Origin of the sequence: Sulfitobacter sp. R18_1, assembly GCF_017743915.1 — a bacterium.
Lineage (GTDB): Bacteria > Pseudomonadota > Alphaproteobacteria > Rhodobacterales > Rhodobacteraceae > Sulfitobacter > Sulfitobacter faviae.
Map to the genome: position 1 here is coordinate 361,181 of NZ_JAGHRG010000001.1, position 22,731 is coordinate 383,911.

Genomic DNA, 22,731 nt, shown 5'->3' on the forward strand with positions numbered 1-22,731 from the left:
GTTATGCTCGAATGAAAGCTAGGCTATCATTTACCGCTTATCGAAAGGTTCCAAAGGGCCCAAGTATCGTCGCCATCATAGACCGGGAACCGCGTCATAGCAATAATATGGGCCACATACTGTGCTTCGCTCACATTGGTGCCGCTGGTCATTTTCAGACTGATAGGAACAGACACTTCCACCCAAGACCGGGATTTCTCGGCGACACTTCCCCGACGGACAATCTGAGCGTCCCCATCCGGGTTGGCTTCGATATACATTGGCGCGTCCTTATCGCCCATAAGTCCGATGTCCGTCAAAGCACCTCTTGCAGAAGAGGCTGCATCGGCTGTGGCGGCAAGGAAATCGTTGCGTTGGGAGATGACCTGTAGTTCAGCAGTGATTTGGTTGGCATGCGCGATCCGATTTGGATGCCAGAATGAGAATGTATCGACGACGGTATTGGTCGCCCACCGCTTAACGTAATCCTCGTCGATACCAACCAAATCGAGTTCGCTCCAAACCCCATCTCGGTCCACATCATATTTTTTGAAGAACGGCTGATGTCTTTTTCCCCAGCGCTCATGTGTCAGATCGCTCGGAAGGTTTGCCAATTCGTCATCTAGAAAGAGTTGAGATGTATCCTGGTACGACCCTGATCCCTCTGTGATAGTGGTGCCTCCACCTTGATATCCAGATCCCGAATAGCTTAAATCTTGAGCGCTAGCAGCGCCTGCAAAACAAATACTTAGAGTTGCAAAACAAAACTTTCTCAGCATGTTATCCTCCCATGGCACCAAGGTACGAGTTTCCTTTGAAATTGCCCTGGTCGATGCACCCTTCAAGAATTAGGCCTGATCTCGTCATGGCAAAAGCTTGTTTCCCCCGGCGGAGTATCATGTGACCATGAACACTCTCGACCACGCATTCTTTGAAACCATTGAAACCACCCGCCCAGCAGAAGATAGATTTCCGCAAGAACTCTCGGTCTTCTCGACCAAGATAGCGGGCTCTTCTAGAGAAAGATGTAGAGCTTAAGGATAGATTTTCACCAAAGGCATCGCCCCATAGTTGCTCCAGCGAGGGCGAAAACTTCACACCTGATGGCGAAGCAAAGTTCCCTGTAACCACATACCTGAAAAATGCCTGCCTACGGGCCAGCATTGATAGTGAGCTTTCATGCCCCTGCCAGGCATCTGCCTCAGCGAACACCCTTTCAGATTGTTCAAAGCTTGCATCTTTGCCCAACGCTACGGAGAAGAACAGGTCTGCATCAGATAATATTCCGCACATACTGATGAGAGTTTTGTTATCACGCAACATAGATAGCTGCTCAGGTATTTTCAGAAGTGGGGAAACAATATCCAAAGCGTCCATCTCGACCGCGTCCACCAACCTCATGATAAGCCTACGGTGCGGGGCGCATGTCGCTAGGATCAAAGTGCGAACCAATAGGATATCTTCTTGAGAGAACCCATGTTTTCGCATCGCTTCTACAACTAGGTCTGCGCTCCTTGTCTCGAGATCGAAGCTACCAGAGCTATCCATTCTACCGTCATGGCCAATATCATGCCCTAGAGCGCCAATGAACAAAAGAAACTTAAGCTTCGAGCTTAGTACAACCGATTGATACTCTTGTGCTAATATTAAGGCGACAAAAGCCACATGAAAAGCGTGTTCCGGAGAGTGGTATAGGTTACCTCTCATCGTACTAATGGCGAGCCTTGAAATTTCTTTTGCAGCTTCTCTCTCAGGCTCTGTCACCCATGAGAAATTGTTATCAATTAGAAATTCTACGCATCTAATAAAGTCAGAGGTCGTGAAATTGTTATAGACGCGCAGAAGAAGCTTCCGTTGCGGCTTACCCGCCAAGGGTAGTCGAAGGGCCTCTTCCAGTTTGTCTTCCATGACGCTTCCTGCTTCGCATGCGTTGCAAAGCAATTAGCGTAGCGGAGTTAAAAACCCGCCAATTAGGAGCTAAAGTCGAGGACGTAGCCCTTACCGCGCACTGGCTTAAGAATGACACTATCCTTATAGGCTTCCTTAAGCTTCTTGCGGATATTGGAGATATGCACGTCACATGACCTATCGCCATAGGCCAACTCCCGACCTAGCGCAGTCACCGTAAGAAACTCTCGGGAAACTGGCCTACCTTGGTGTGACATCAGTTCCTGTAGGATTGCTGCTTCCTTTTTCGTAAGGCTAACAACATCCCCTGTATGACCGACAAGCTTCCGGTCGATAATCTGGAGCCCGGGCTTGGAGCTTCTGGATCCCTTTGCCTTCATGCCGAGAGCTTGCGTGATATACACGCCAAACTCCTTAATATTCACTGGTTTCTCAAGCAAGAGATCAGCAGAAAGGCGGTTAGCTTCGCTTTCCACTTGGGTAGATCGCATCCCCGTCGTGAGGATCACTTTGCAGCCCGGCTTTTTCAGGCGAGCAGCTTTAATAATGTCCTCGACGAGCACATCACTACGAACGGCGTCACATACTAGCACGTCGTAGTCCTGCTCCTCACAGGCTAGAAGGGCTGCTTTGCCGTCAATGTAGTAGCTTGACGGCGTGCCCTTACGCTGGAGAAGGTATTTCTTCATCGACGCGGCTACCGCTTCATCGCTGTCGATAATCACTACCCTGGCTGCTTCACTCATAGGGTTCTCTTCAATCCTTAAATCAGACCTAGCGCCCAATCGAATCCCCCAGACTTGCACACAAAGGTTCCAAGCAGCATGCCGGGTCCCGCGTGGAGCGTTTGAAGGTGAACTTGCTTTCTACACTTAAGAGAAAACGATGCAACACCTAAAACGTTCCTTTCTTTGGGAAACTTTAGTGGACCTTACGTCAGGCAAGAGATGGCAAGATACCCATCAAGAAACAGTTGCCGAAGACCGATTCCACACCTTTTCTCTATACTGAAAAAATTAGTTGACGGCCTTTTAATATGGACCTAACACCCGAGGTCCGAGTTATTGAACCAGACTTAGCAAATATTAAACAGGAGAAAACCCCTGAATGTTCTATAAAGACGAACGCCTGGCGCTATTGATAGATGGTCCCAATCTGCACTCTGCAACTAAATCCTTGTCGCTGGAAATAGACTATAAGCGCATGAAGCAAGAGTTTGCACGGCGCGGCCGGTTGTTGCGGATGGTTTATTACACAGCGCTTAACGAGAAAGATGAATACAACCCTGTTCGTCCCCTTACAGACTGGCTGAGCTACAATGGCATCTCAGTAAAAACCAAACCAGTAAAAGAATACACGGACGCGCTCGGACGACCTCGCTTCAAAGGAAGCATGACAGTGGAACTCACCACAGACGCGATGATGATCGCTGAGCATGTAGATCATATGGTTCTGGGGACTGGCGATGGTGACTATCGATACCTTGTTGAAAAACTCCAAGACATGGGAAAAAGGGTTTCAATCATGTCTTCCCTGAAGTCCTCCCCGCCAATGGTATCCGACGAGCTGCGCAGACAAGCAGACAACTTCATCGATATTGATGATCTCCGCGAAGTCATCGAGCGGGAAGCTCGCAGCTGATCCTCAAGCAATATCAAAAGGAACTCGGCACTTCGGGTTCCTTTTACCCTCATTAAATGTTTGCCCTGTAATGTTGCAAGTATAGCAAACTACGGGTTTAAACAGATGAACACTCCTGACAATACACCTAAGATCGCTACCGTTGCCTTGCACGGAGACTACATCTCCGCTCAAGGTACCGTCCTTAAGGAATGGGACGTGAAGGGTAAGGACACAGTTACACGATGGGCTGAGGTCGACCTTGGTAACAGGGTGGTTTCTGGCCCACTAATTACACAGACAGACCACTAACCATAGATAGATCGCAAACTATACTTGTGGCGACTCTGCCACAGTTTTGACACTCCATGATCACTTACATTAATGTTTGTTTTACTTTCATGAACCAAAAGGTTAGAAAGTAGTTAAAGAACAACAAGCATTATTTGAAAGTATGGAGAACAAAATGACAGCATTTAACGCAGAACTGAACGCAAAGATTGTTGATCTGGTATCGGCTCGTGCAGCCACGACCGAGATGACAGTCGAAGAGATCGCGCATTTCACCCTTCGTCTTCACGAAGTAATGGGCTCTTCCGATACCGCGCCTGCCGCCGTGACACCCACCAAGCAGATCCCGGCAGTCCCCGTGGAAGACAGCGTTCAGGACGACTACATTATCTGCCTTGAGAACGGCAAGAAATTCACCATGCTGAAGCGTCACCTCAAGCAGGCCTACAACATGACACCTGAGCAGTACCGCCTGAAGTGGAACCTGCCTGACGACTATCCGATGACAGCCCCCAACTACTCGGTGAAGAAGGCGCGTGCGGCCAAGTCGGTCGGCCTGGGTCGCTACGAGCGGACCCGCACGCCCGAAATGGTCTGATCGACACCCAGGTGCTAAGAAGAGCCGCTGATCCTTAACTGGGTCAGCGGCTCTATTATTTATCGAGGTACTGAGCATTCACTGCAAGAGCAGCTTCTTTGCGGACACGGATCTCCAAAGGCGAAGCACCAAGATACCAAAACACATCCTTGTGTCTCTTCTGAGCCTCAGAGAGGACCAAGGATGCCCAGCTTCTCACCTGATCCTCCGTCATCGATAGAACCTCTTCAGGAAGCGTTTTAACGAATTTGGATAGATCCCCAACGTACCGCTCAGAGCATGCATATCGACGCTCAAAGACCGCGCCTTCCAAGATATCTACGTCTTCCTGTTCAGCTACCTTACTTCTACGCTCTGATGCTTCCTGAAGATTTAACTTCATGCGTGCTTCACGAACATTTCGGAAGGTCCCATGGTTGGTAATGCGCCAATCTGGGCGATCTTTATTTAGCCAGGTTGATCCGGCAGGTATGTTCGTCTCATGATTGATCACGATTTCGAAGTAGTGGCCATCCAACAAAACCTCTTGAACAGATTTCGGATCCACCATCGGCTTCATATTCTGATGTTCTAGTACGGTAGCGCTTTCAATAAACGAAACCGGAAGACCCCACAGTGGAATCAAGTTATCCCCCCAGCTGCGACGAGCTTGCGAAACTTCTTCAATCCAGTCTCCTACGGAAAGGGCAGGATTATTTATATCCTTCAACATGTCCAACAACTGTCGGCGAACTGCTTCGGTTATGTATACTGTAGGATGCCCCAGAAAATGCACCCCATCTGTTTGACCATCAAACACGCCAAATTTGGCAAACTGAAACTGAACTTTTCTCATAAAAGCCTCAAAAATGAATTGGGCCGCCCGGCATATACCAAGCGGCCCAACCCTTTAACCATAACATGATTAAATTACGATTTATTCATCTCTATTCATGCCGTTAAAACGGAATCTCATCATCGAGATCCTTGCTTTGATCTTGCGTACTACCGGAATTACCTTGTGTATTCATGTCGTAATCCAAGCCGGAGTCTTTAGCATCGCCGACAAGCGCGTATTCTTCATCTGTCATCTCTTCGTCAGTGCGCCAGAGATCCGAGAACATAAACTCGATCTGCCCCGAAGTCTCCGCAACCGTAACCTGAGACGAGCCTCCAGCGAAGTAGGTCAGTTCGCCCTGAACTGTGACCCAAACACCTTTTTCACCGCTTTTTTCGAGGACAGGGAACATCGAAGCTTTGAAGCATACGATACGGTGTTTCTGGAAAACCCAGCGATTCTTGAAAAGGCGTCCGGTTTGCAGGTTCATCACCGCATACTTCTTGCCCTGGCCGGAAGTTTTAAACTCAGGTTTGTCGTAGAGGCGCCCCACGAGACGAACGTCGTTGATGAACATAAATGCTCTCCTTTAAAATTCTATGGGATAACTTTTAACCGATCCGCACAAATATGCAAGCATAGATACGAATTATTCATGGTTATTTGTCATGCCCGCCCAGAAATCCTTTCCTTCGACCCATAGTGAAGCCGGTGAGACACTTGCCGGTCTCATCACAGATGCGCGCACAAGTCTCAGCGAGATCGAGACTGAACATACACATACAGCTACCCTTATTACGACCACACTTGATCGCATAGAAGACCTTACAAAGGTAATCCCCAAGCGCGCAAAAAATATGAAAACCACCCTCCAGAAGTGGCAGTCACTTCCTCGCCGGGTTGATTGCCCTCCACTGCGGCTACTATTTTCTACCGAGATTGATGGACGGGGTGTCCTGAAAGCAAGCTGGACAACAAAATTCGACAGCTACGATGACCAGCAAGCCTTCCACGCATTGCTCATGACTGGATGCGGACCAGGTGAGAACTCTATTTCAGCCCCTCGTTTCCGTGAGCTTATAATGCTTTTACAACGCCAATCGCTTGGCAATCCAGACCATCTCACCCTCGCGCTGCGGTACGCTGCTTGGTCAGGAATCCTCTTGGGCAGACTGTTTGCCAATAGCCTTGGTGAGGTCGTCCCCACTGCTCAGGTACGAGACCTAGACATCGACCTGACGGGGAAAGTTCACGATAAGAACTTGGAGTATGATCTCAGGACGAACCTCACTAAATGGCTCGAAGAGCACGACCACTTGATCCCCCTGCCCTTACTTCACCACGCCTACTTAACAGGGATGAGCGCAACCTCCCTGCGGGATATGTGCCGAAGGAGTGACATAAAGGAGGTCTCTTTACTCGAGATCGGCAGGGCCCTCAAAAACATAGGGTCAATAGTGGACTACAACAGATCTTGGTGGAGAACGGGTTCTATTATTACCCTGCCAGAGGCCAAAGGCTTTGCGCTCCGAAGCAGATAGAAGTGTCCATTATTAGATGAGCACAAAGCTATCTAATGTTGACACTATCCTTATATATTGCTAAGTTACCAATAATAGACAAACACATCTGGAAGATTATTTCATGTTAAGCCATCCTGCTGAGAAATTTCGCAACCTAGTCACTTACGTAGGCATGCTTCTCCTTGCCTGTGTGATCTGGACAGCTGAAGCGGCGGCCGACACCCGCATCGCTTCTTGGAACATGAAACGACTTGATAGCAGCGATGCGGATTTGAAATTTGAAACCGCTGCTCGAGTGATGGCACATTTCGATTTTATCTCAGTCCAAGAAGTCATGGACGAGCCATCGTTGTTGCGACTTGTAAACGAGTTGCAGGAAGTTACAGGTAGCGAATGGGGGATGATGCCCTCTCATGCCATCGGACGAGGCTCCTATAAAGAGCACTACGCATTCTTCTGGCGGAAGTCTGATGTCCAATACGTGGATGGCGCTGTGGTCTTCCTCGACAGCAGGGATGTGTTTGCTCGCGAACCTCTTTCTGCTCGGTTCCGTACAAACGAGGGTGAGACATTTGTAGCGGCCAATATTCACGTCCTCTACGGTGACGGGAAAGAGGATCGGGTACCCGAGATCAAAGCTTTGGCTTCTTACTGGGCTTGGCTGGGGGAAAGCTTCCCTAACGAACAGTTCTTCCTGATGGGTGACTTCAACATGGAGCCTAAAGAGTACTCCTGGGATGCGCTAAAGCAGGTAGCGACACCTTTGATTACTGTAGGCGGTACGACACTTGCCTACAAAGACGGCGAGTATGCAAACCTCTACGACAATATCTGGGTACCGAATAATCTACGGGCTCACGTCCAGGCGGGCATCTTTGATCTTCCAAGCTATACTGGGATGTCCAACAAACAAACGCGCGATCAGATTTCCGATCATGCGCCTGTGTACATGATCCTGAGCGATATGGATGAAGAGTCCGGCCATTTCGACCCCCGGATGCTGAAGCTCGAAGAACAGACTTCGCTTATTCGAGGCAACAAAAATTCTGAAATCTACCATCTTCCAGGATGCGGTAGCTATAACGACATGGCAAGATCTCCGAATCTGCAAGAGTTCGCAACAGAACAGATGGCAATTCAGGCGGGTTACCGTCGCGCCCGAAATTGCAGCTAAAGCACAATTAATCGTTCTTAAACGTTCTAGTTACCCCCGCTGCATACTCTGTGGGGGTAACTCTTTTAAAGGACGATTGAATGAAGAAGATTTTACTCTCAGGTGTACTAGCCATGTCTGCTTTGGCCGCTCCCCTACATGCGGCTGAATCCGGCTTTCTGATGGAGAACCCTCTCCTCGATAGCCCCATTTTCGGCGGCAACTCGAATGATGATGGCACCGGAGCAACCGCAAGCCTAGACAACGGTGGAGAGTTTTCTTTTACTCCCAACGTCAGCACACTTGGGTATGGTTTTGACGTGGGCTATAAATTCAACCAAAATCTGGGTGTCCGAGGCGTTTACAGCACCTACGATTGGGATGGCACCTACGACTATGAAGGCACTGACTTCAACATTGATGCCGACTTTAACTCCTACGGTGCCATGGTTGACTTTCATCCCTTTGGTGGCGGCCTGACAATCGGTGTTGGCGCTCGCAGAAATCAGAGTAGCGTAGCCATGGATGCAGCCTTCAACGGCACCTTCAACTATAATGGCACAACCTATACTCACCCAGATGAGACTGTCGTGAATGGCGAGGTTACGTTCCCCAAATGGGCACCGGTTGTCAGCGTCGGCTATCACGGCAATATCGGTGATCATGTGTCTTTCAACTTTGATCTTGGCGCGATGCACCAAGGTGCAGCTTCAATCATGATGGCAGCTTCGGGCGGTGTTGCTGACGATCCCAGCACTTCTGCAAGTTTCAGAAATGAGATGGAAGAACAGCGTCAAAACCTAGAAGACGAACTATCTGAGTTCAAAGTTTACCCAATCGCCAAGGTTGGTCTGTCGATCCGCTTCTGATCACCGAACACCTTGCAGTCAACGGAAACCCCCACCTAATGGTGGGGGTTTTTTCTTGCGCTGGATCTAGGATGCTTTTGCACCGTAAAGTTTAAGTCTTATTAAACCATAGTGAACGTGTGCTGCCTATTTGATGACTTGGACTTTAGATAGGCAGCACATAATGAAACTACTTACCACTCTACTAGCAACAACGGTCATGATCGCTCCAATGGCTTCAGAAGCCCGCGAACGCAATGGCTCGGTATATATGGAGACCGGACATTACGCATCGCTTCCAACAGCGTCTCCGAGCGAGGTTCTGGGCTCTTCAGGTCCGGTTGATCGCTTCACACAAGGCTTCAAGAGTCTCACCCCTGACTTCACGTCTGAAAAAGACCCCAACGATCCGTCAGGTCTCTACTTCACTCCACACGCCAGTACGCTCGGTTACGGTCTCGATGTCGGCATGAGAAGCAAATATCTGGGCGTTCGAGGGTCCTATAATAAAGGCAAAGCAGACCTCGATTTTGCAGCTGAAGGCGGCGAGTTCAACATGTCTGGCAACATGGAAAGCTACGGCGCCATGGTCGAACTCTACCCAACTGGCGGTAATTTCAGGCTAAGCGGCGGCCTTAGGATGAATGATCTCTCTTATGATCTATCAGGTACCCTTCCTGATGGATATTCTCGAGGTGGCACGAGCTTTATAGGATCAGGCGATACACAGGTCGCCGGTACGATCAGATACACGGATCCAGCCAAAGTCGCCACAATTGGTTATCACGGTGAGATCACCCCGAACATATTTTTGAGCGCAGACATTGGCGCCATGTTCCTTACCGGCCTCGACGTTGATCTATCTAGCTCGGGTGGAGCATCATCCGATCCAAGGTTCCAACAGGAACTTGATGACATTGAGGACACCATCAGCAAGTTCAAGATCTACCCCATCGCCAAAATAGGGCTGACTATCAAGTTCTGAGGAACTTCGCATAGGGTCGATAAACGGAAACCCATCAACCCTATGCTTGCACACTACTAAGAATATGGGGATTGTCCTTTTTTACTCATATTTTTTCTGCCGACTATAAGTATAGAATTTAGGTTATGCTTCATTATGCTTGTCATTATGACCAGCGCCTATCTCTCTTTTTGAGAACAGAATGAGAACAATGAGAGAACATATACAGATCTTATCCACAATTCGACTCACAGATGGAACTTTTTCATTTTTTTCATCAAGGATAGCTTGACGTTTTCTTTACCAGATGATTAAAGGGTTTTAATAATTTCGAGGGACACCAATGAGCGTACAAGCTGGTAAGACTGGAACTACAAATATCGGTCAAGACATTTTGAAGGCGGCTGCCGCAAAGGCCAATGAAAACAGCCAGATGACTGGCATCACAGTCTCCATGGAGGCGATGTTTTTCATGGAGACCAAAGAAGACGATGAGGTGAGCGAGAGCAAGTGTGCAAGTTTTGCTACTCGCCTCCTGGAATCCTTTATGCCGGACAAGAAGGTAGCCGTTCTACCCGAACAGCATGCAGACATCTTCGCGACTGATATGATGACGGCGCCGACACATTCGTCGGACCTGTACCTCTGCTCGAATGACCTCGACAACGAGAACTTTGGCGATTGCGAAGATTTCAGCAATTTCCGTCACTTTTTTAGCCTAATTTCTCGTCCTACAGTTGCTGCCGACATCCCCGCTATCATGATGGGGACGATGGACCGTTTGACTTCGCGGCCCTTCGGCACCTCCGAGGCGACAACCATGCGCATCCGGGTTGGCCACAACGATCTGCGCCATATTTCCTCTCTTGCCCTGGCACTCAACACGCCGGACCAAGACTGGATGAACCGTCTCAGCCGCCATAGCGGCAAGAAAATGGCCTCAGAACCGTGGGCAGAACGCACCCTGAAAGAGCGTCTGATCGCGAATGTTCTTAGCTCCGAGATCGACCTGAATGATGACCTCACAGCATCTGAATGGGCCGAACTCTTTGAACGTAAGTGTGACTTCGGGAACGCTGAAGACGATTTCTTCGTGACAAGTCTCGATGTTGGACATGCCTTCGTATCCTTCAACCACATTGCAGGTGAGGGCTATGAGGTGGATTTCGGGACCAACCTCGAAATCGTTGAAGAGATGTGCAAAGTCGTTGATCGTAGCATCGTCAAAAATGGGGAAGACTACTGGGATAAACCGGAGAACGCGCAAAAGATTGCCGCGCTCTTGAACGAGATTTCCCAGATCAAAGCTACGGCTGACCAAATCAAGTTTGTGAAGACACCGACCAAGCAGCCATCCTACCACATTGTTTCCGAAGGCGATAAAGTCGGCAAGGTATCCATTTATAACTCCGACGAAACTGGCTTCGAAGGCATGTCCAACTCCGTACTGTCCGTCGGCCCCCTTGCCGTTTGGATTGAGGATCAAAATTCTCTGCCATTCGAAGCAGCAATCCTAATGCATCGGACAGCACGGTAAGCAGGTCCGACACTGAACACATCAATGGCTCTCGTCCGGATGCGACGGGGGCCATTTTTTTATGCTGACTAGCATTTTAATGAAACGCCTCAATATACAACCTGATTGTCTTGGAGAATAATATGAAAGAGATTATGCGAAAAAAGAATTTGAAGATCATAGGCTTCGGTGCAGGCGGTATCGTAATTGCCGTTGCGATTGCTGTTGCCGCTTCCTTCACCGAAGTTAGAGGCCCTATTGCCCCAGAATCCTCGTTTCACCAATCAGAAGGCATAATGGCCGACGTTATGAGTAGCCGAGCTGTTATGAAAACGGCACCAACTGCGGCGATGTCTTCTGGTATGGCCTCAATGTCGCCCACCCCACAGGATAATGATAGGCGCGTAGAGGGATCTCATAATTTTCGATTTAAAGTCGACCGTGATTTGGTTGCAGATCAATACGAACGGGCGTTCAGCGCCTGCTCCTCGCAGACTTGCGAGGTCGTAAATGGGAACCTGAATGTTCAGGGCGTCACCAAGAGTGCCAGCTTAACGGTTCGCATCGAGCCAGATGACTTCAATCGCTACATGGACGTTGTGGGTGACGAGAAACACGGCGTGTCTTTGGTGAACCATTCCAGATCTGCTGTTGATCGCACCAACCAGTACCAAGACATTGAAGCCCGTCTGAATAGCCAGAAAGAGCTCAGAAGCCGCCTTAAAAGCTTAGTTCACAGCTATCAGGGGCAGAACATCCGCAGCCTTCTGGAAATCGAAAGAGAGCTTGCGCGAGTTCAGGGTCAGATCGAATCCATGGAAGCTCAAATGCGTGGCATCTCCATCCGGACTGACCGCATCACAGCTTCCATCAACTTCTTCAGCGACCATCTGAGCGAGACACCGGATCACCCACCGTACTTGAAGAATGCTCTTAAGGAAGTTGGCGTCATCTTTGAAAGCAATACAGCCAAGGTTGTCCGATTTGTGGCTGCAATACTACCCTATGTAATTGGGCTTACAATTCTATTCGCGATGTGGATTGCGATTTCTGCACTGCGCAGACGTAAGTAATACTATTGTAATGGTGTTGTCTTATTGACGGCATATAATCATGAAGGCCCGCTCTGAAATAACAGAACGGGCCTTTTCTATTAGGACTCGGAAGCCAATTACAGAAGGCTCATCTGCCTCTCGGCCGGATATCTTCGATCAATAATGCACTCAAAAATATCTTCAGCGCGCATCCCTGAGTACCGCTCCTCTCCGAGATTGAATACCATTGCATCTCCTGCCGCTCTGGCCTCCTCGATGAGCCTAAGAGCCATCGCGGTTCCGCCTTTCCATTTGCCCTCTGGCGTATAGCAAACGACAGTATCGGTTCTGGAATCTAAATTCTTACCAAAAATCTGCTGTGTATTACGGGCATGAAACATAGTCGACCAATCGGGAAGATGCCTCCATTTCGGATTATCGGAGGCTCGCGGCCAAGGCGCATCACCCTGGTCTATATCATAGTAGCGTCCTGCCAGCTCATAGTACTCCTGACCAAGCGGGGTAAACTCCGCCTTACTTCCGTTGAAACCCTTTTTAGGAAGGAAGATCTCCTTCCTTCCACCTGCTTCATCGCAGCCCATCTCAAACGCTATATCAGCCCCTTTTGCATGCCCGGAACGTAGCGTCCATCCGTCCTCGGCCATCATGCGACCGATCAGGACCATAATATCAAAGATATGAGACGGCAGGTCCCGAGACCCGATACCCGCATAGGGTTTATAGTTTACGATGTCCAATATCTCTGTTCCCCAGTGTCGATGTGAATAAAGTTCTGTGTTGGGTAGTAACCTAGTCCCCCAACTTGAAAACGACGAGCCGCATTCCTTACATCTTTCAAAGGTCTCTGGGGAAGAGTGAAATCTACAGCCCGCCCGAACATATGCAGACTGTTTTTGGAAGCGTTGTATCTGGGGTCTCGACGCAGCCAGTCATTAGTGCTCTTCGTGCGATAACCAGAAAGTACGATGACCTCTTTGCCATACCGTGTATCCAAACAGACGTTATGAAGGATACCGACAAGATAGGGATCAAAATCGATGACTTCATTTTTTCGCCAGTCACGCATGAAGTGATTAATCTCTTCAATAGCGCCAGCATCAAACCAGTCTCCGCGCCAGAAAGTAGCAGTTAGCCGCTCTCCGTTATTGGCGTTCATGAGACGAATGGACTTGTTTGTGGCGGGGTCATTAACCCCCGCCATTGCCGGTATAGGACTTGCCATCGCACCCGCAACTGACAGTGCAGCTGCCCGAGATAGAAATCTCCTGCGATCCATCCGTAACCTCCTTACCAGGTGCGTACGCGACCATTGTCGACGTGAACGAAATTGCTGCCTGTGTAGTAGCCCACGCCTCCAGCCCGCAGTTTCAGAGCAGTTTCACGAAGCTTCCACAGATTAACGCCAGGAACGCGAATGTCAGCGGCGCGGCCATCCAAATGCAGGGAGTACTTCGCTACACCCGAAGAACGGCTACGGAGCATGCGGTTAGTCGCTGGGCTACGGTAGCCGGAGATCAGATGAAGACCGCTTTCTTGGACGCCCAAATGTGTCTGAATACCATAAAGGATTTCGAACACATCCAAGTCGATGTTGTGAACTTGGTTATTGCGCCAGTCACGCATAAAGTGGTTCAGCTGGCGGATACCTTCCTGGTCATATTTACCATCGCGAACGAATGTCGCATGGATGCTCTCACGGTTATTAACATTGTAAATCTTCAGGGCCCGCGTACCGCTGCTTGCGTGCGCTTGTGCTACTGCCGGGAAAGCGGCCGCCATTGCTACTGCTGCACCACCCTTGATGAAACCTCTACGATCAAAATTCATTGTGTGTACCTCGTATAATCTTGTGATGTATCGAGGTATGCCAGAGACAGTTTAAAGGAGCGTTAATTCTACATGGTTGTACTTGCAAAATTCATGATCCCTACTACTGATATCCACCTTGGGGAAGGACAGGCATAGGATAGCCGGGAACGTGCTGCGTAGGCTCTTCGACGAGGTCTTTCTCATCCATATTTGAAACACGTGTCAGATTATAAGCTACCGACCACGAGAACAGAGCGGCAAAGACAACGACACCCAAAGCAGAGCCAAAAACGATCAGGTAGCGATACTGGGCATTGATCTGTTTTTTATGACGAAACTCAACGCTTCTAGACTGTGCTCGAGCAGACATAATCTCGTATGCCTGAATGGGTGTTGCGATATTTTTCAGTGCAATCTTACCTCGATCTGCGACCGGCATATCGATGACGCTCTGATCGGCAACCGAAAAGAAGGCCTCTGACATACAGATGGCGCCAGGCTCAGTGCTACCCTCAATCCGGGCAGCAATGTTAACACCCGCACCAAGGATATCCTTACCCCGAGAAAACGTCTCCCCCATGTGCAGGCCGATGCGAAACAGTAGTTTCTTGTTTGGCGGATAATTCTTGTTCGCGCGCCGTAGAAACTTTTGGATTTCGATTGAGCATTCTAGGGCATCGGTAGCCCCACCAAAAACCGCAATGATACTATCCCCAGCCGTGTTGGCGATCCGGCCACCGTAGCTGGCGATTTGGGCATCTATCTTACGCCTCGCCCTTTCTAGGAGAGCCAAGGTGCGTGCTTCGTCCTCTGCCATGAGGCGACTGTACTCGGCGACATCCGCTGCTAGGATAACTGAGAGCTGACGGCCCTCTTTGGATTTTTTTCTTGCCTTATTAGAAGGCGCTTTCTTTGCGAGCGTCATTTTGTGAACTTCTATTAAGCTATTGTAGATACCTATGTAGGGAACGCCGCTTAATGAAATATAACAAAGATAGCCATGAAGAGTCTCTCCAACATCGGATTTATGGATCTATACATCCACGTAAAAGGTGGAAGTACTGAGATCAAACCAACGCGGATGCGCCCCTTTACCAAAGGGAAGGACCTTCCTCCTATCGTCACGGTCCCACAAAAATATGACGAATGGGTTGGACATCTTCGGAAAGCTATTCTGGAGCGAAATGGGGGAGACTTCTCGCTGGAATACGATGGTGTTCGTTATCGTGTGAGCTGCTACAATACGTCTAACCGGGAAACTTGGGCGTCATTGCGGAAGATCCCTACAGACGTGCCGCATATGAGTGCTCTCAACATTCCTGGGTATGTTCAGAAAAAGCTCAAGTTTTTCGCAAAGGATTCTGGCCTCATCCTAATCAACGGGGCAACGGGCCAAGGTAAGACAACCACTGCTACCGCACTAATTGGGCACTATCTTGAGCACTGGGGTGACGTATGTGTGACTATCGAGGACCCGGTAGAATATGATCTGCAATCTCAGACATGGGGGCAATCAGGAACCTGCTATCAATTTGAGGTTACTGAAGATGAAGAATGGGCAGAATACCTAAAAATGGCCCTTAGATGGCATCCTCGGTACATTTACCTAGGGGAACTTAGAACACCTGAAGCCACCGCTCAGGCGCTGCGTGCGGCAACCTCAGGGCACCTGGTGATCACAACCATTCATGCAGGCACCAATCAAGATGCCATCCATGCTCTCAGGCAGCTCGCAGACCCTATCTGTGGTGACCGCAAAGATGCCCTGATTGCCGAAAGCTTCCTCGCAGCTATCAATCAAAAGCTCTCACCGCATGGCGTCGACATGTCTCTGCTCTATGCTGAAGTGAACGGTAGAACAGATCCTGTTCGCACTTTGCTTCGTGACGGTAAGATCGAGCAGCTCAGCACGGCCCTCGAACGACAGAACCTACCGGCTATGACACGCCGATACGGCTAAATTACCTAAAGCCTTGGCCGACCGTCTGCTCCATTTCCCGGAGCAACTCTTCATAGAGTTCTGAAACCTCTCTTGCTTCATAGTTCTGCCCATCCTGCGTTACGAAGTCGAGACCAGCGATCATGCTAGGATTAACCCCTGCCTCATTTTCCTCACGGAAGACAGGCTCCTGGTGCATCATATTTTCGTTCTCTTGGAGATAGCTTAAGTCCATCAGCCAGGTATCTACGCCCTCATTAGAGCGGGTCACTTCCATCTCGCGATTACGCTGAATATCGATATCAGCCCTCTCCACCCCGTTCAGGGCCGCCATCCGCTCACGCAAGAACTCCCGGATACCGTCCGCGTCAGCTCCTTCACGGTAGCCTTTGGAGATGGCAAACTCCTCGTGGAACATCATATGGCAATCCACACACACCATCATGAGCTTCTTTAGTCTCTGAACGCCGATCCCTTCTTGGGCATCTAGGACTTCGAACTCCCAAACCTCATGACAGTCTACTGTATCTCTTCGGGTTTGGTCCCCTGCTTGGGTGTAGAAGCTATCCAGCATCTTGCCGCCCTGTCCGCCACAAACCGAGCAGCGCTTACCTGTGGTGCCCAACATCGTGTCACGGATGAACGACCAGGACTCTTTCTCGAATACCTTGCGAAGGTTCTGACCCCCAGCATTCTTCGGCATCTCTTCAAAAGAGAATGGCTTCTTCTTCGTCCGGAAGATCAACGGCAGCTGCCTCTCAAACCGGGTCTTAATCAACTTGAGGTCTTTAGAGTAATCCAAATACAATGAGCTGATGCCAAACTTCTTGCCAGCAACATCATCGTCGACCCGGGCCCCCATTTTCTTTAGGCGTGCCTGCACAGACAATGGCGCCGGTAAGTAGATACGCGTGCTCCCGGTTGAAGTGATCTCTGACCGTATCTTTTCGGGATCTCGATGAACCGGAGAGGGGCGCTCCGCGAGCTCCATGATTTGGACACGCACATTATCAACCCAGCTTTCCATCTCAAATTTATGACGACTTAGGAAACTGATTAGATCAGCGCCTTTGGTGTACCCCTTCGAGGCCTTAATCGAGCGTGTACCCTGCTCAAGTCGGGCGACAAGCATCTCAAAGGATCCATCAAACCAAGATGAATGATGCCTTACAAACACTGAGAACTCTCTGAACCACACTGCGTAGTCTTTGTAGGTCCTAATTCGACCCCGCCTGTCCGCTGCGCCGTCAGATATTTTATTCATGGAAGCCTTTAGCTTCTTGGCAACTCGCGTCGCACTGTCCGCACGATCCTGAAGGGATTGGCTAGCCATTCGGCCAGCTATGGGAAGGTATCTAACAGCTAAAGAAGGCTTTGCTTCTTTTAGAATTTTGGCTTCGGCAAGAGATTCCTTGTACTGTTCTTTCTTGCGCTCATAGTCAGAATACATCTTCTTCAGAGCGTAGTTTTCCTTACTCGCCTCTGACTTCAGGATTGCATAGACGGTTCGCTCGACCTCCTGAAGTTTACTAAGAATGTTACCTGCATCGCGCATTAATTCACCGAGCTGCCTCTCACCACGAGATATGGTCAATTTAAAGAAATACATATGCAAATCATGTTAATGAACCATTCATATTGTTATGCTCAGACGTTTGTTGAAGATTAACCATGATTAGATGTATAAAAGGTCGAAATTGGAGTTTTCGATATGACAGTCCCCTACATGAAAAAACCGGATAGCACCGATCCAGAGTCGCTAGCTCTCATAAATGAAGAGCTACGCAACCGACTGTATCGAGCGTCCAAAATCCTTCAGCGCAAAAATGCGGAGATTCAAGAACTGCGTTCGGGAGAGGCTACTACTCCCAGTTCGACGGAAGTTCATCGTGAAGAGGATGCTGCTCCTGATGATGAGGAAATGTTGCGTACGATCTATGGATACGCAGGTACTCAGGAGTATCTTGAGTTAACCAACAAGATCGAGTCCCTGGAGTCAGAACTATACACCCTAAGCCTGACCAAATCGGATCTGGAGCATTCTCTTGAAAAGACGTTGAAGGGCGCCGAGATGAAAGAGGCTGAGCTTCGGGAAATCATTATTGGTGTTCGCACTGAGACGCGAAAGAAAGATCGCAAGATATCTCAGATGAAGGCTACTCTGCGCCGCATGTCGGAAACTCATGAGAGTGACGCTTCCAGCAATCAGATGGCCGTAAACTCCATGCATATCGCTGGTCTCGAAGCGCAGCTTTCTGCATTCCGCAAAGGCCACCCTGAGAGCAACCTGATGCAACCAAGTACCGATGGCCTAGAGCCGAACAAAAGCAGACTTCGCCTAATTTATGAAGATGCTTTCGACGCGAAGGGTGTGGAGTTGGGTGTTGTTAACCCCAAAAGCTACCGTCTCGGCACTGTCAAATCGCCGACCTGAATATTTCACCCGAGTCTTCGTGCATCATGTACGATACTCGGGTGAGCTTTCTCTGTACCGCATTCATGCACGACCATATGCTTTTGTATGACTGCGGTATCATCATTTGAATTGGCAAGCTGACGATATTACTGATTGGATGTCCAACACGGACATTTTTGAGCGTGCTGTCTGAAAATGGATCTCCCATGTCCGGGATCGCATCCCAGGTCTGAGCGTTGCATGAGGACCGATCAAACCAGAACACATTCCTCATATCGCAATCTATGAATTTACATCTGCTGAAGGTGCATCCATGGAACTTGCTCATTACGAGGTCGCATCCCCGAAAAGTCACGCCCTCGAAACGGCATTTACTAAACAAGGTTCCCATGGACCGGTCACCGGATGAGGCTTTATCCGCAATATGATGAAAGCTTGATTGCGAAATCGTCACGTCGGTCAACGTACATTGGATAAGCGAAGATCTCTCCATATTTTCAAAATCAAGTACGCAATTCTTAAGTTCTAAATCACCTAAAGACACCTGTTCTTTGATTGCGCTTGAGAAATCCAGGCTGCGCAGCTTCTTCCCGTTTTCCATCATCAATGTAGAAAATATTTCGTTCCACGTGGGAAGTCGTCCGCTCGCCGGGTGGGGAGAAAAGCGGTGACGCACCTGACCTTCGAGATCCTTTATTATGATGTCATTCGGCATGCATCGTTCCTATCGCCCACAATTTTAAATAGTGCGCGAAGCTTGAAAAATGTTTATTGTAGTCATATGGCATGTTCAAACGATGCATTCGGAGAAAATAATGGCGACTAAGACATCACTTCCCACACGCTTCCAAGCCCACGGGACACCGGGCGAAGGACTCCTTAAAATCACCGATACAGAGACAGGAAACTCTGGCGAGATACCTCTGAGCGCTCTACCGGTAGTGACAAACCTACTGGAAGGACTTTTTAGCGCCACGGTTACTCAGGAAACTGAAACTCCCAGCGACGTTAAAGCAGAAGAAGTCAAAGATTCTGAAGAAAAAGAAGTACCGGCACCTAAGCGTAAACCCAGCAGACCAAAAAAAGTGGCCTCGGAACCAGCATCAGAGGAAACCACCGAAGCGCCCAAGCGCAAGCCCGGCAGACCTAAGAAGGTACAGTCGGAGGAAGAAGTCAAAACAACTGAAGAAGCTGCTCCCAAGCGCAAGCCTGGAAGACCTAAGAAAACAGAAGCTAAACCTGAAGAGGTAAAAGCTGACGCTGAAGCAAAACCCAAGCGCAAACCCGGCCGCCCGAAAAAAGAAAAAACCGAAAGCGCCGAGGCCAAGCCAGCACCAGCGAAGAAGCCTTCCAAAGAGACTGCGCCAGCAGCAGGATCCGAGGATGAAATCGTAAACGAGGGCTTCAAGGTTGTGCGTGACCGCGAACTAGACGGCGTCGTCTATGACATTATCCTCGATGACGGCAAAGCTGTTGGCATTATCGAGATGAACGATGATGGAAAGACCTGCACAGTTCGCCCAGGTCCTCAAAGTTCACAAAAAGAGACCACACACGTAAGCCTCAATGGCGCCCTTGCGCGTATCTACGTCGACTGGGTTATAGATCTATAGAAAGATCGAACTCCTCAGGCTCCTGATCACGTGCCCATATAGCGGCGATTTCAGGGGCCTGAGACACAATGAACGCATTTTTACTTACACGTGACACTTCTTCCTCAGACTGCGGACGAGCTTCCACCAATCGCACAAGGTCACGCACAGGTACGCTCTTATCTTCAAGCTCATCGGAAAACATATCTCTAAGTGTGTCGAAGGCTTCTTTGAGTTCGGCAGGAAGCTTATCCCGCTGACCTTCAGCCAAAGCAGTATAGCCGCCCTCTTCCACCTTAGGCGCGATATCCACCCAGCTACCGATCAAAGGTATCCGAATGGGCTTGGTCATAATCTGACGTCCTAGGACGGTAGCAGATAGAGCCCCAAAGCGATCAGCATGCAGCGATAGAAGCCCCGCCCCAATCATTTGGCGGATAACCTTCTTCCAGTTGTCCTGACTAAGGCCGCGTCCACTTCCATAAACTGATAGGTCGCGCTTTGTCTCGTCGATAGTGGCATTCAGCGAAATATCCGGAGAAATGATAGCTGCAATCGTACTTGCGCCATACTTATCGCCAGTCTTTATGACGGCATTGAGAACTGTCTGCGCTAAAGCATATCCGTCTCTCGACTTCGGAGCATCAAGGCACCTGTCGCACTTCCCGCACTTAGCCTTAAGCTGCTCGCCAAAATACCTCAGGAGCGTACCACGGCGACATGTTGGGGTCTCAATGAAGGCCATAACGTTGGTGACCTTGGTCCGAAGTACAGATTTCCGTTCGTCCGACACTTCAGTATTCATCTCAACCTGGCCCCGAAGCTTTCCAAGTGCTTTCGAGTTGCAGAACAGGACAGCGACGCTTTCCTCACCGTCACGTCCTGCCCGCCCGATCTCCTGATAGTAGCCCTCAAGAGTGCTGGGCGGATCCAAATGGATCACGTAACGCACGTCAGAGCGGTCGATACCCATACCAAAAGCAATCGTAGCTACCACAAGGATCTCTTTCTCCTCAGTGAACCGCTCCTGTACCCTCTGACGCTCTGCACTCGGCATACCCGCATGGTAGCCAACCGCATTCACGCCACGCTTCACCAACTCCAGCACGGTATCATCTACCTTCCGGCGACTGGTTCTATAGATGATACCAGTGTTACCTGCCTGAGTTTTAATGAACTCCTTCACACCAGAAAAGGCATCGCTCTCACTCTCCACTTGACGCACATGGATTTCGATATTCTTGCGATCAAAGCTGGCTGAAAACTTCCGAGCATCAACGAGACCCAGGCTTTCACGAATGTCGGATTGCGTGGCTTCATCAGCCGTCGCTGTAAGAGCAATCCGAGGAACACCGGGAAACTTCTCGAGCGCTGCCCCGACATTTCGGTAGGCCGGGCGGAAATCATGTCCCCACTGGCTCACACAGTGCGCCTCATCAATAGCAAAAAGCGCAATCTTCAGGCGTTTCAAAAAGGCGACAAACCCGTCAATCTGGAGACGCTCAGGTGCTACATACAAGAACTGGATATCGCCACTCTTGAGACCATCGAAGATCTCTCGGGTTTCTTCAGGAGTCTGTGTGCCCCCAATGTAGGCAGCCCCAACCTTGCGTTTGCGCAACTGATCAACCTGATCTTTCATCAAGGAGATCAATGGAGAGATAACAACCGTCACCCCTTCTCGAAGCAACCCCGGAACTTGATAGCAAAGAGACTTACCACCACCGGTGGCCATCAAAACAAATCCGCTCTCGCCACACGCTACATGATTTACGATCTCCTCCTGCCCCGGTCTAAACTGAGGATAGCCAAACACAGATTGGAGTGCATCGGTTGCGCTGGAATATCTTGGTTGAGTCATTACTTTATCCTGAAATCACCTTTACTATATGCTAATAACTTGGGCCCATCAAGGTTAGAAGCGACTATAACCGTGATCTAATGTTACAAGAAAAGAGAACATAAACAGAACAAACGTGTTCTTTATGTTACAAATAGAGGTTTGGTCACGATTTCTCACAAGTAAATGTGATTTCTGCAAGTAAATTTCACAAGTATGCTTGACTTGACCACTTATTTGCTCGAAACATCTAGGTGTCAGACATCATAAAAACTAACCGAAAACGGAGTTTATCATGGACACTTTCTACTCTTCCTTCGCGGCCATAGGTGCAGCCTACGCTTCTCGCAAAGACAAGACCGATGAGGAAATCTTCGACTTCCTTGCAAATCTGAAGTCCAAAATTCCCGCCAGGGACGGCGAGACACCCGTACAAACTGAGCAGACGAGTTCAGCGCCTGCGGCGGCCCCCACCAACCAAATTCCAGCAGTAGATCCCACAGAGTCCGTCACAAAGGACAAGATCATCTGCCTCGAGTGCGGCCAAGGCTTTGCTATGATCAAACGCCACTTGAACGCAGCACACAGCCTCGCCCCCGAAGAATATCGCGCCAAATGGGGCCTTGATCCCAGCTACCCCATGACCAGCGCCAAGTTCTCGAAGAAGAAGCAGTTCGCTGCAAAGCAAATCGGCTTCGGAACTTACGACCGGTCAGAATCCAAGAAAAAGTCGACAGCCAAAGCCTAAACCGGCTTACAGCGCGATAACTATCCCGAGCTCGTCATGGAATTCCATGGCGGGCTTTATTTATATTCTCATTAGAAGGCTGATTTACAGCGATTTTAATCAGAGTGTGCTCAAA

At 49.3% G+C, this 22,731-nt stretch carries 24 protein-coding genes; 12 read left to right on the top strand and 12 right to left on the bottom strand.

Going from position 1 to position 22,731, the window contains the following annotated elements; translation table 11 throughout:
* Window positions 1-26: 26 nt before the first annotated feature.
* The 3 genes from J7392_RS02525 to J7392_RS02535 all read right to left on the bottom strand — a co-directional run bounded on the left by J7392_RS02525 (window position 27) and on the right by J7392_RS02535 (window position 2,633).
* Entirely contained in the window at window positions 27-758 is a 732-nt protein-coding gene (locus tag J7392_RS02525; protein ID WP_209216022.1) for a hypothetical protein, read from the bottom strand.
* 1 nt (window position 759) lies between these two features.
* Entirely contained in the window at window positions 760-1,887 is a 1,128-nt protein-coding gene (locus J7392_RS02530) for an HD domain-containing protein (protein WP_209216023.1), read from the bottom strand.
* A 62-nt stretch (window positions 1,888-1,949) separates the two neighbouring features.
* Complete coding sequence (locus J7392_RS02535) at window positions 1,950-2,633, bottom strand: response regulator transcription factor (RefSeq protein WP_209216024.1); 684 nt, start codon at window positions 2,631-2,633, stop codon at window positions 1,950-1,952.
* A 361-nt stretch (window positions 2,634-2,994) separates the two neighbouring features.
* Here J7392_RS02535 and J7392_RS02540 point away from each other — a divergent pair, with 361 nt between their 5' ends.
* Both J7392_RS02540 and J7392_RS02545 read left to right on the top strand, forming a co-directional pair.
* Complete coding sequence (locus J7392_RS02540) at window positions 2,995-3,528, top strand: NYN domain-containing protein (protein WP_209216025.1); 534 nt, start codon at window positions 2,995-2,997, stop codon at window positions 3,526-3,528.
* 445 nt (window positions 3,529-3,973) lie between these two features.
* Window positions 3,974-4,396, top strand: a complete 423-nt coding sequence (locus J7392_RS02545; RefSeq protein WP_209216026.1) for a MucR family transcriptional regulator — start codon at window positions 3,974-3,976, stop codon at window positions 4,394-4,396.
* A 55-nt stretch (window positions 4,397-4,451) separates the two neighbouring features.
* On the opposite strand, the gene J7392_RS02550 is transcribed toward J7392_RS02545, so the two are convergent.
* A complete protein-coding gene (locus J7392_RS02550; protein ID WP_209216027.1) occupies window positions 4,452-5,231 on the bottom strand; it encodes a hypothetical protein in 780 nt (259 codons plus the stop codon).
* A 103-nt stretch (window positions 5,232-5,334) separates the two neighbouring features.
* On the bottom strand, window positions 5,335-5,790 hold the full coding sequence (locus J7392_RS02555) for a single-stranded DNA-binding protein (protein WP_209216028.1): 456 nt from the start codon (window positions 5,788-5,790) through the stop codon (window positions 5,335-5,337).
* A 91-nt stretch (window positions 5,791-5,881) separates the two neighbouring features.
* Between J7392_RS02555 and J7392_RS02560 the strand changes: the two genes are divergently transcribed.
* The 6 genes from J7392_RS02560 (at window position 5,882) to J7392_RS02585 (ending at window position 12,290) form a co-directional block, all read left to right on the top strand.
* Window positions 5,882-6,754 (top strand): hypothetical protein, encoded by an 873-nt coding sequence (locus tag J7392_RS02560; protein ID WP_209216029.1) that lies wholly within the window; start codon window positions 5,882-5,884, stop codon window positions 6,752-6,754.
* A 103-nt stretch (window positions 6,755-6,857) separates the two neighbouring features.
* On the top strand, window positions 6,858-7,910 hold the full coding sequence (locus J7392_RS02565; RefSeq protein WP_209216030.1) for an endonuclease/exonuclease/phosphatase family protein: 1,053 nt from the start codon (window positions 6,858-6,860) through the stop codon (window positions 7,908-7,910).
* 80 nt (window positions 7,911-7,990) lie between these two features.
* Window positions 7,991-8,758, top strand: coding sequence for a hypothetical protein (locus J7392_RS02570; RefSeq protein ID WP_209216031.1), 768 nt, complete (start codon window positions 7,991-7,993; stop codon window positions 8,756-8,758).
* 163 nt (window positions 8,759-8,921) lie between these two features.
* Window positions 8,922-9,722: a hypothetical protein gene (locus J7392_RS02575; protein WP_209216032.1), complete on the top strand. Its 801-nt coding sequence runs from the start codon at window positions 8,922-8,924 to the stop codon at window positions 9,720-9,722.
* Window positions 9,723-10,044: 322 nt separating this feature from the next.
* Window positions 10,045-11,238 (top strand): hypothetical protein, encoded by a 1,194-nt coding sequence (locus J7392_RS02580; protein ID WP_209216033.1) that lies wholly within the window; start codon window positions 10,045-10,047, stop codon window positions 11,236-11,238.
* A 122-nt stretch (window positions 11,239-11,360) separates the two neighbouring features.
* Window positions 11,361-12,290, top strand: a complete 930-nt coding sequence (locus J7392_RS02585; RefSeq protein ID WP_209216034.1) for a DUF4349 domain-containing protein — start codon at window positions 11,361-11,363, stop codon at window positions 12,288-12,290.
* A gap of 98 nt (window positions 12,291-12,388) precedes the next feature.
* On the opposite strand, the gene J7392_RS02590 is transcribed toward J7392_RS02585, so the two are convergent.
* The 4 genes from J7392_RS02590 to J7392_RS02605 form a co-directional block, all read right to left on the bottom strand.
* On the bottom strand, window positions 12,389-13,009 hold the full coding sequence (locus J7392_RS02590) for a hypothetical protein (protein WP_209216035.1): 621 nt from the start codon (window positions 13,007-13,009) through the stop codon (window positions 12,389-12,391).
* A complete protein-coding gene (locus tag J7392_RS02595; protein WP_209216036.1) occupies window positions 12,997-13,548 on the bottom strand; it encodes a DUF882 domain-containing protein in 552 nt (183 codons plus the stop codon). Before J7392_RS02595 ends, J7392_RS02590 begins: the two co-directional genes overlap by 13 nt.
* An 11-nt stretch (window positions 13,549-13,559) precedes the next feature.
* Window positions 13,560-14,099 carry a YcbK family protein gene (locus tag J7392_RS02600; protein ID WP_209216499.1) on the bottom strand — a complete coding sequence of 180 codons (540 nt, stop codon included), beginning with the start codon at window positions 14,097-14,099 and terminating at the stop codon, window positions 13,560-13,562.
* Window positions 14,100-14,202: 103 nt separating this feature from the next.
* Window positions 14,203-15,006: an adenylate/guanylate cyclase domain-containing protein gene (locus tag J7392_RS02605; protein ID WP_209216037.1), complete on the bottom strand. Its 804-nt coding sequence runs from the start codon at window positions 15,004-15,006 to the stop codon at window positions 14,203-14,205.
* Window positions 15,007-15,081: 75 nt separating this feature from the next.
* On the opposite strand from J7392_RS02605, the gene J7392_RS02610 reads away from it, so the two are divergent.
* Entirely contained in the window at window positions 15,082-16,041 is a 960-nt protein-coding gene (locus tag J7392_RS02610) for an ATPase, T2SS/T4P/T4SS family (protein ID WP_209216038.1), read from the top strand.
* A gap of 1 nt (window position 16,042) precedes the next feature.
* Here J7392_RS02610 and J7392_RS02615 read toward each other — a convergent pair whose 3' ends face one another.
* Entirely contained in the window at window positions 16,043-17,629 is a 1,587-nt protein-coding gene (locus J7392_RS02615; RefSeq protein ID WP_209216039.1) for a hypothetical protein, read from the bottom strand.
* Between the two features lie 102 nt (window positions 17,630-17,731).
* On the opposite strand from J7392_RS02615, the gene J7392_RS02620 reads away from it, so the two are divergent.
* A complete protein-coding gene (locus J7392_RS02620; protein ID WP_209216040.1) occupies window positions 17,732-18,454 on the top strand; it encodes a hypothetical protein in 723 nt (240 codons plus the stop codon).
* Here J7392_RS02620 and J7392_RS02625 read toward each other — a convergent pair.
* Window positions 18,438-19,151, bottom strand: coding sequence for a pentapeptide repeat-containing protein (locus J7392_RS02625; RefSeq protein ID WP_209216041.1), 714 nt, complete (start codon window positions 19,149-19,151; stop codon window positions 18,438-18,440). The genes J7392_RS02620 and J7392_RS02625 overlap by 17 nt on opposite strands.
* A gap of 100 nt (window positions 19,152-19,251) precedes the next feature.
* Here J7392_RS02625 and J7392_RS02630 point away from each other — a divergent pair, with 100 nt between their 5' ends.
* Entirely contained in the window at window positions 19,252-20,049 is a 798-nt protein-coding gene (locus tag J7392_RS02630) for a hypothetical protein (protein WP_209216042.1), read from the top strand.
* On the opposite strand, the gene J7392_RS02635 is transcribed toward J7392_RS02630, so the two are convergent.
* Complete coding sequence (locus J7392_RS02635) at window positions 20,036-21,889, bottom strand: RecQ family ATP-dependent DNA helicase (RefSeq protein ID WP_209216043.1); 1,854 nt, start codon at window positions 21,887-21,889, stop codon at window positions 20,036-20,038. The genes J7392_RS02630 and J7392_RS02635 overlap by 14 nt on opposite strands.
* 274 nt (window positions 21,890-22,163) lie before the next feature.
* On the opposite strand from J7392_RS02635, the gene J7392_RS02640 reads away from it, so the two are divergent.
* Entirely contained in the window at window positions 22,164-22,616 is a 453-nt protein-coding gene (locus J7392_RS02640; RefSeq protein ID WP_209216044.1) for a MucR family transcriptional regulator, read from the top strand.
* The last annotated feature ends 115 nt before the right edge of the window (window positions 22,617-22,731 follow it).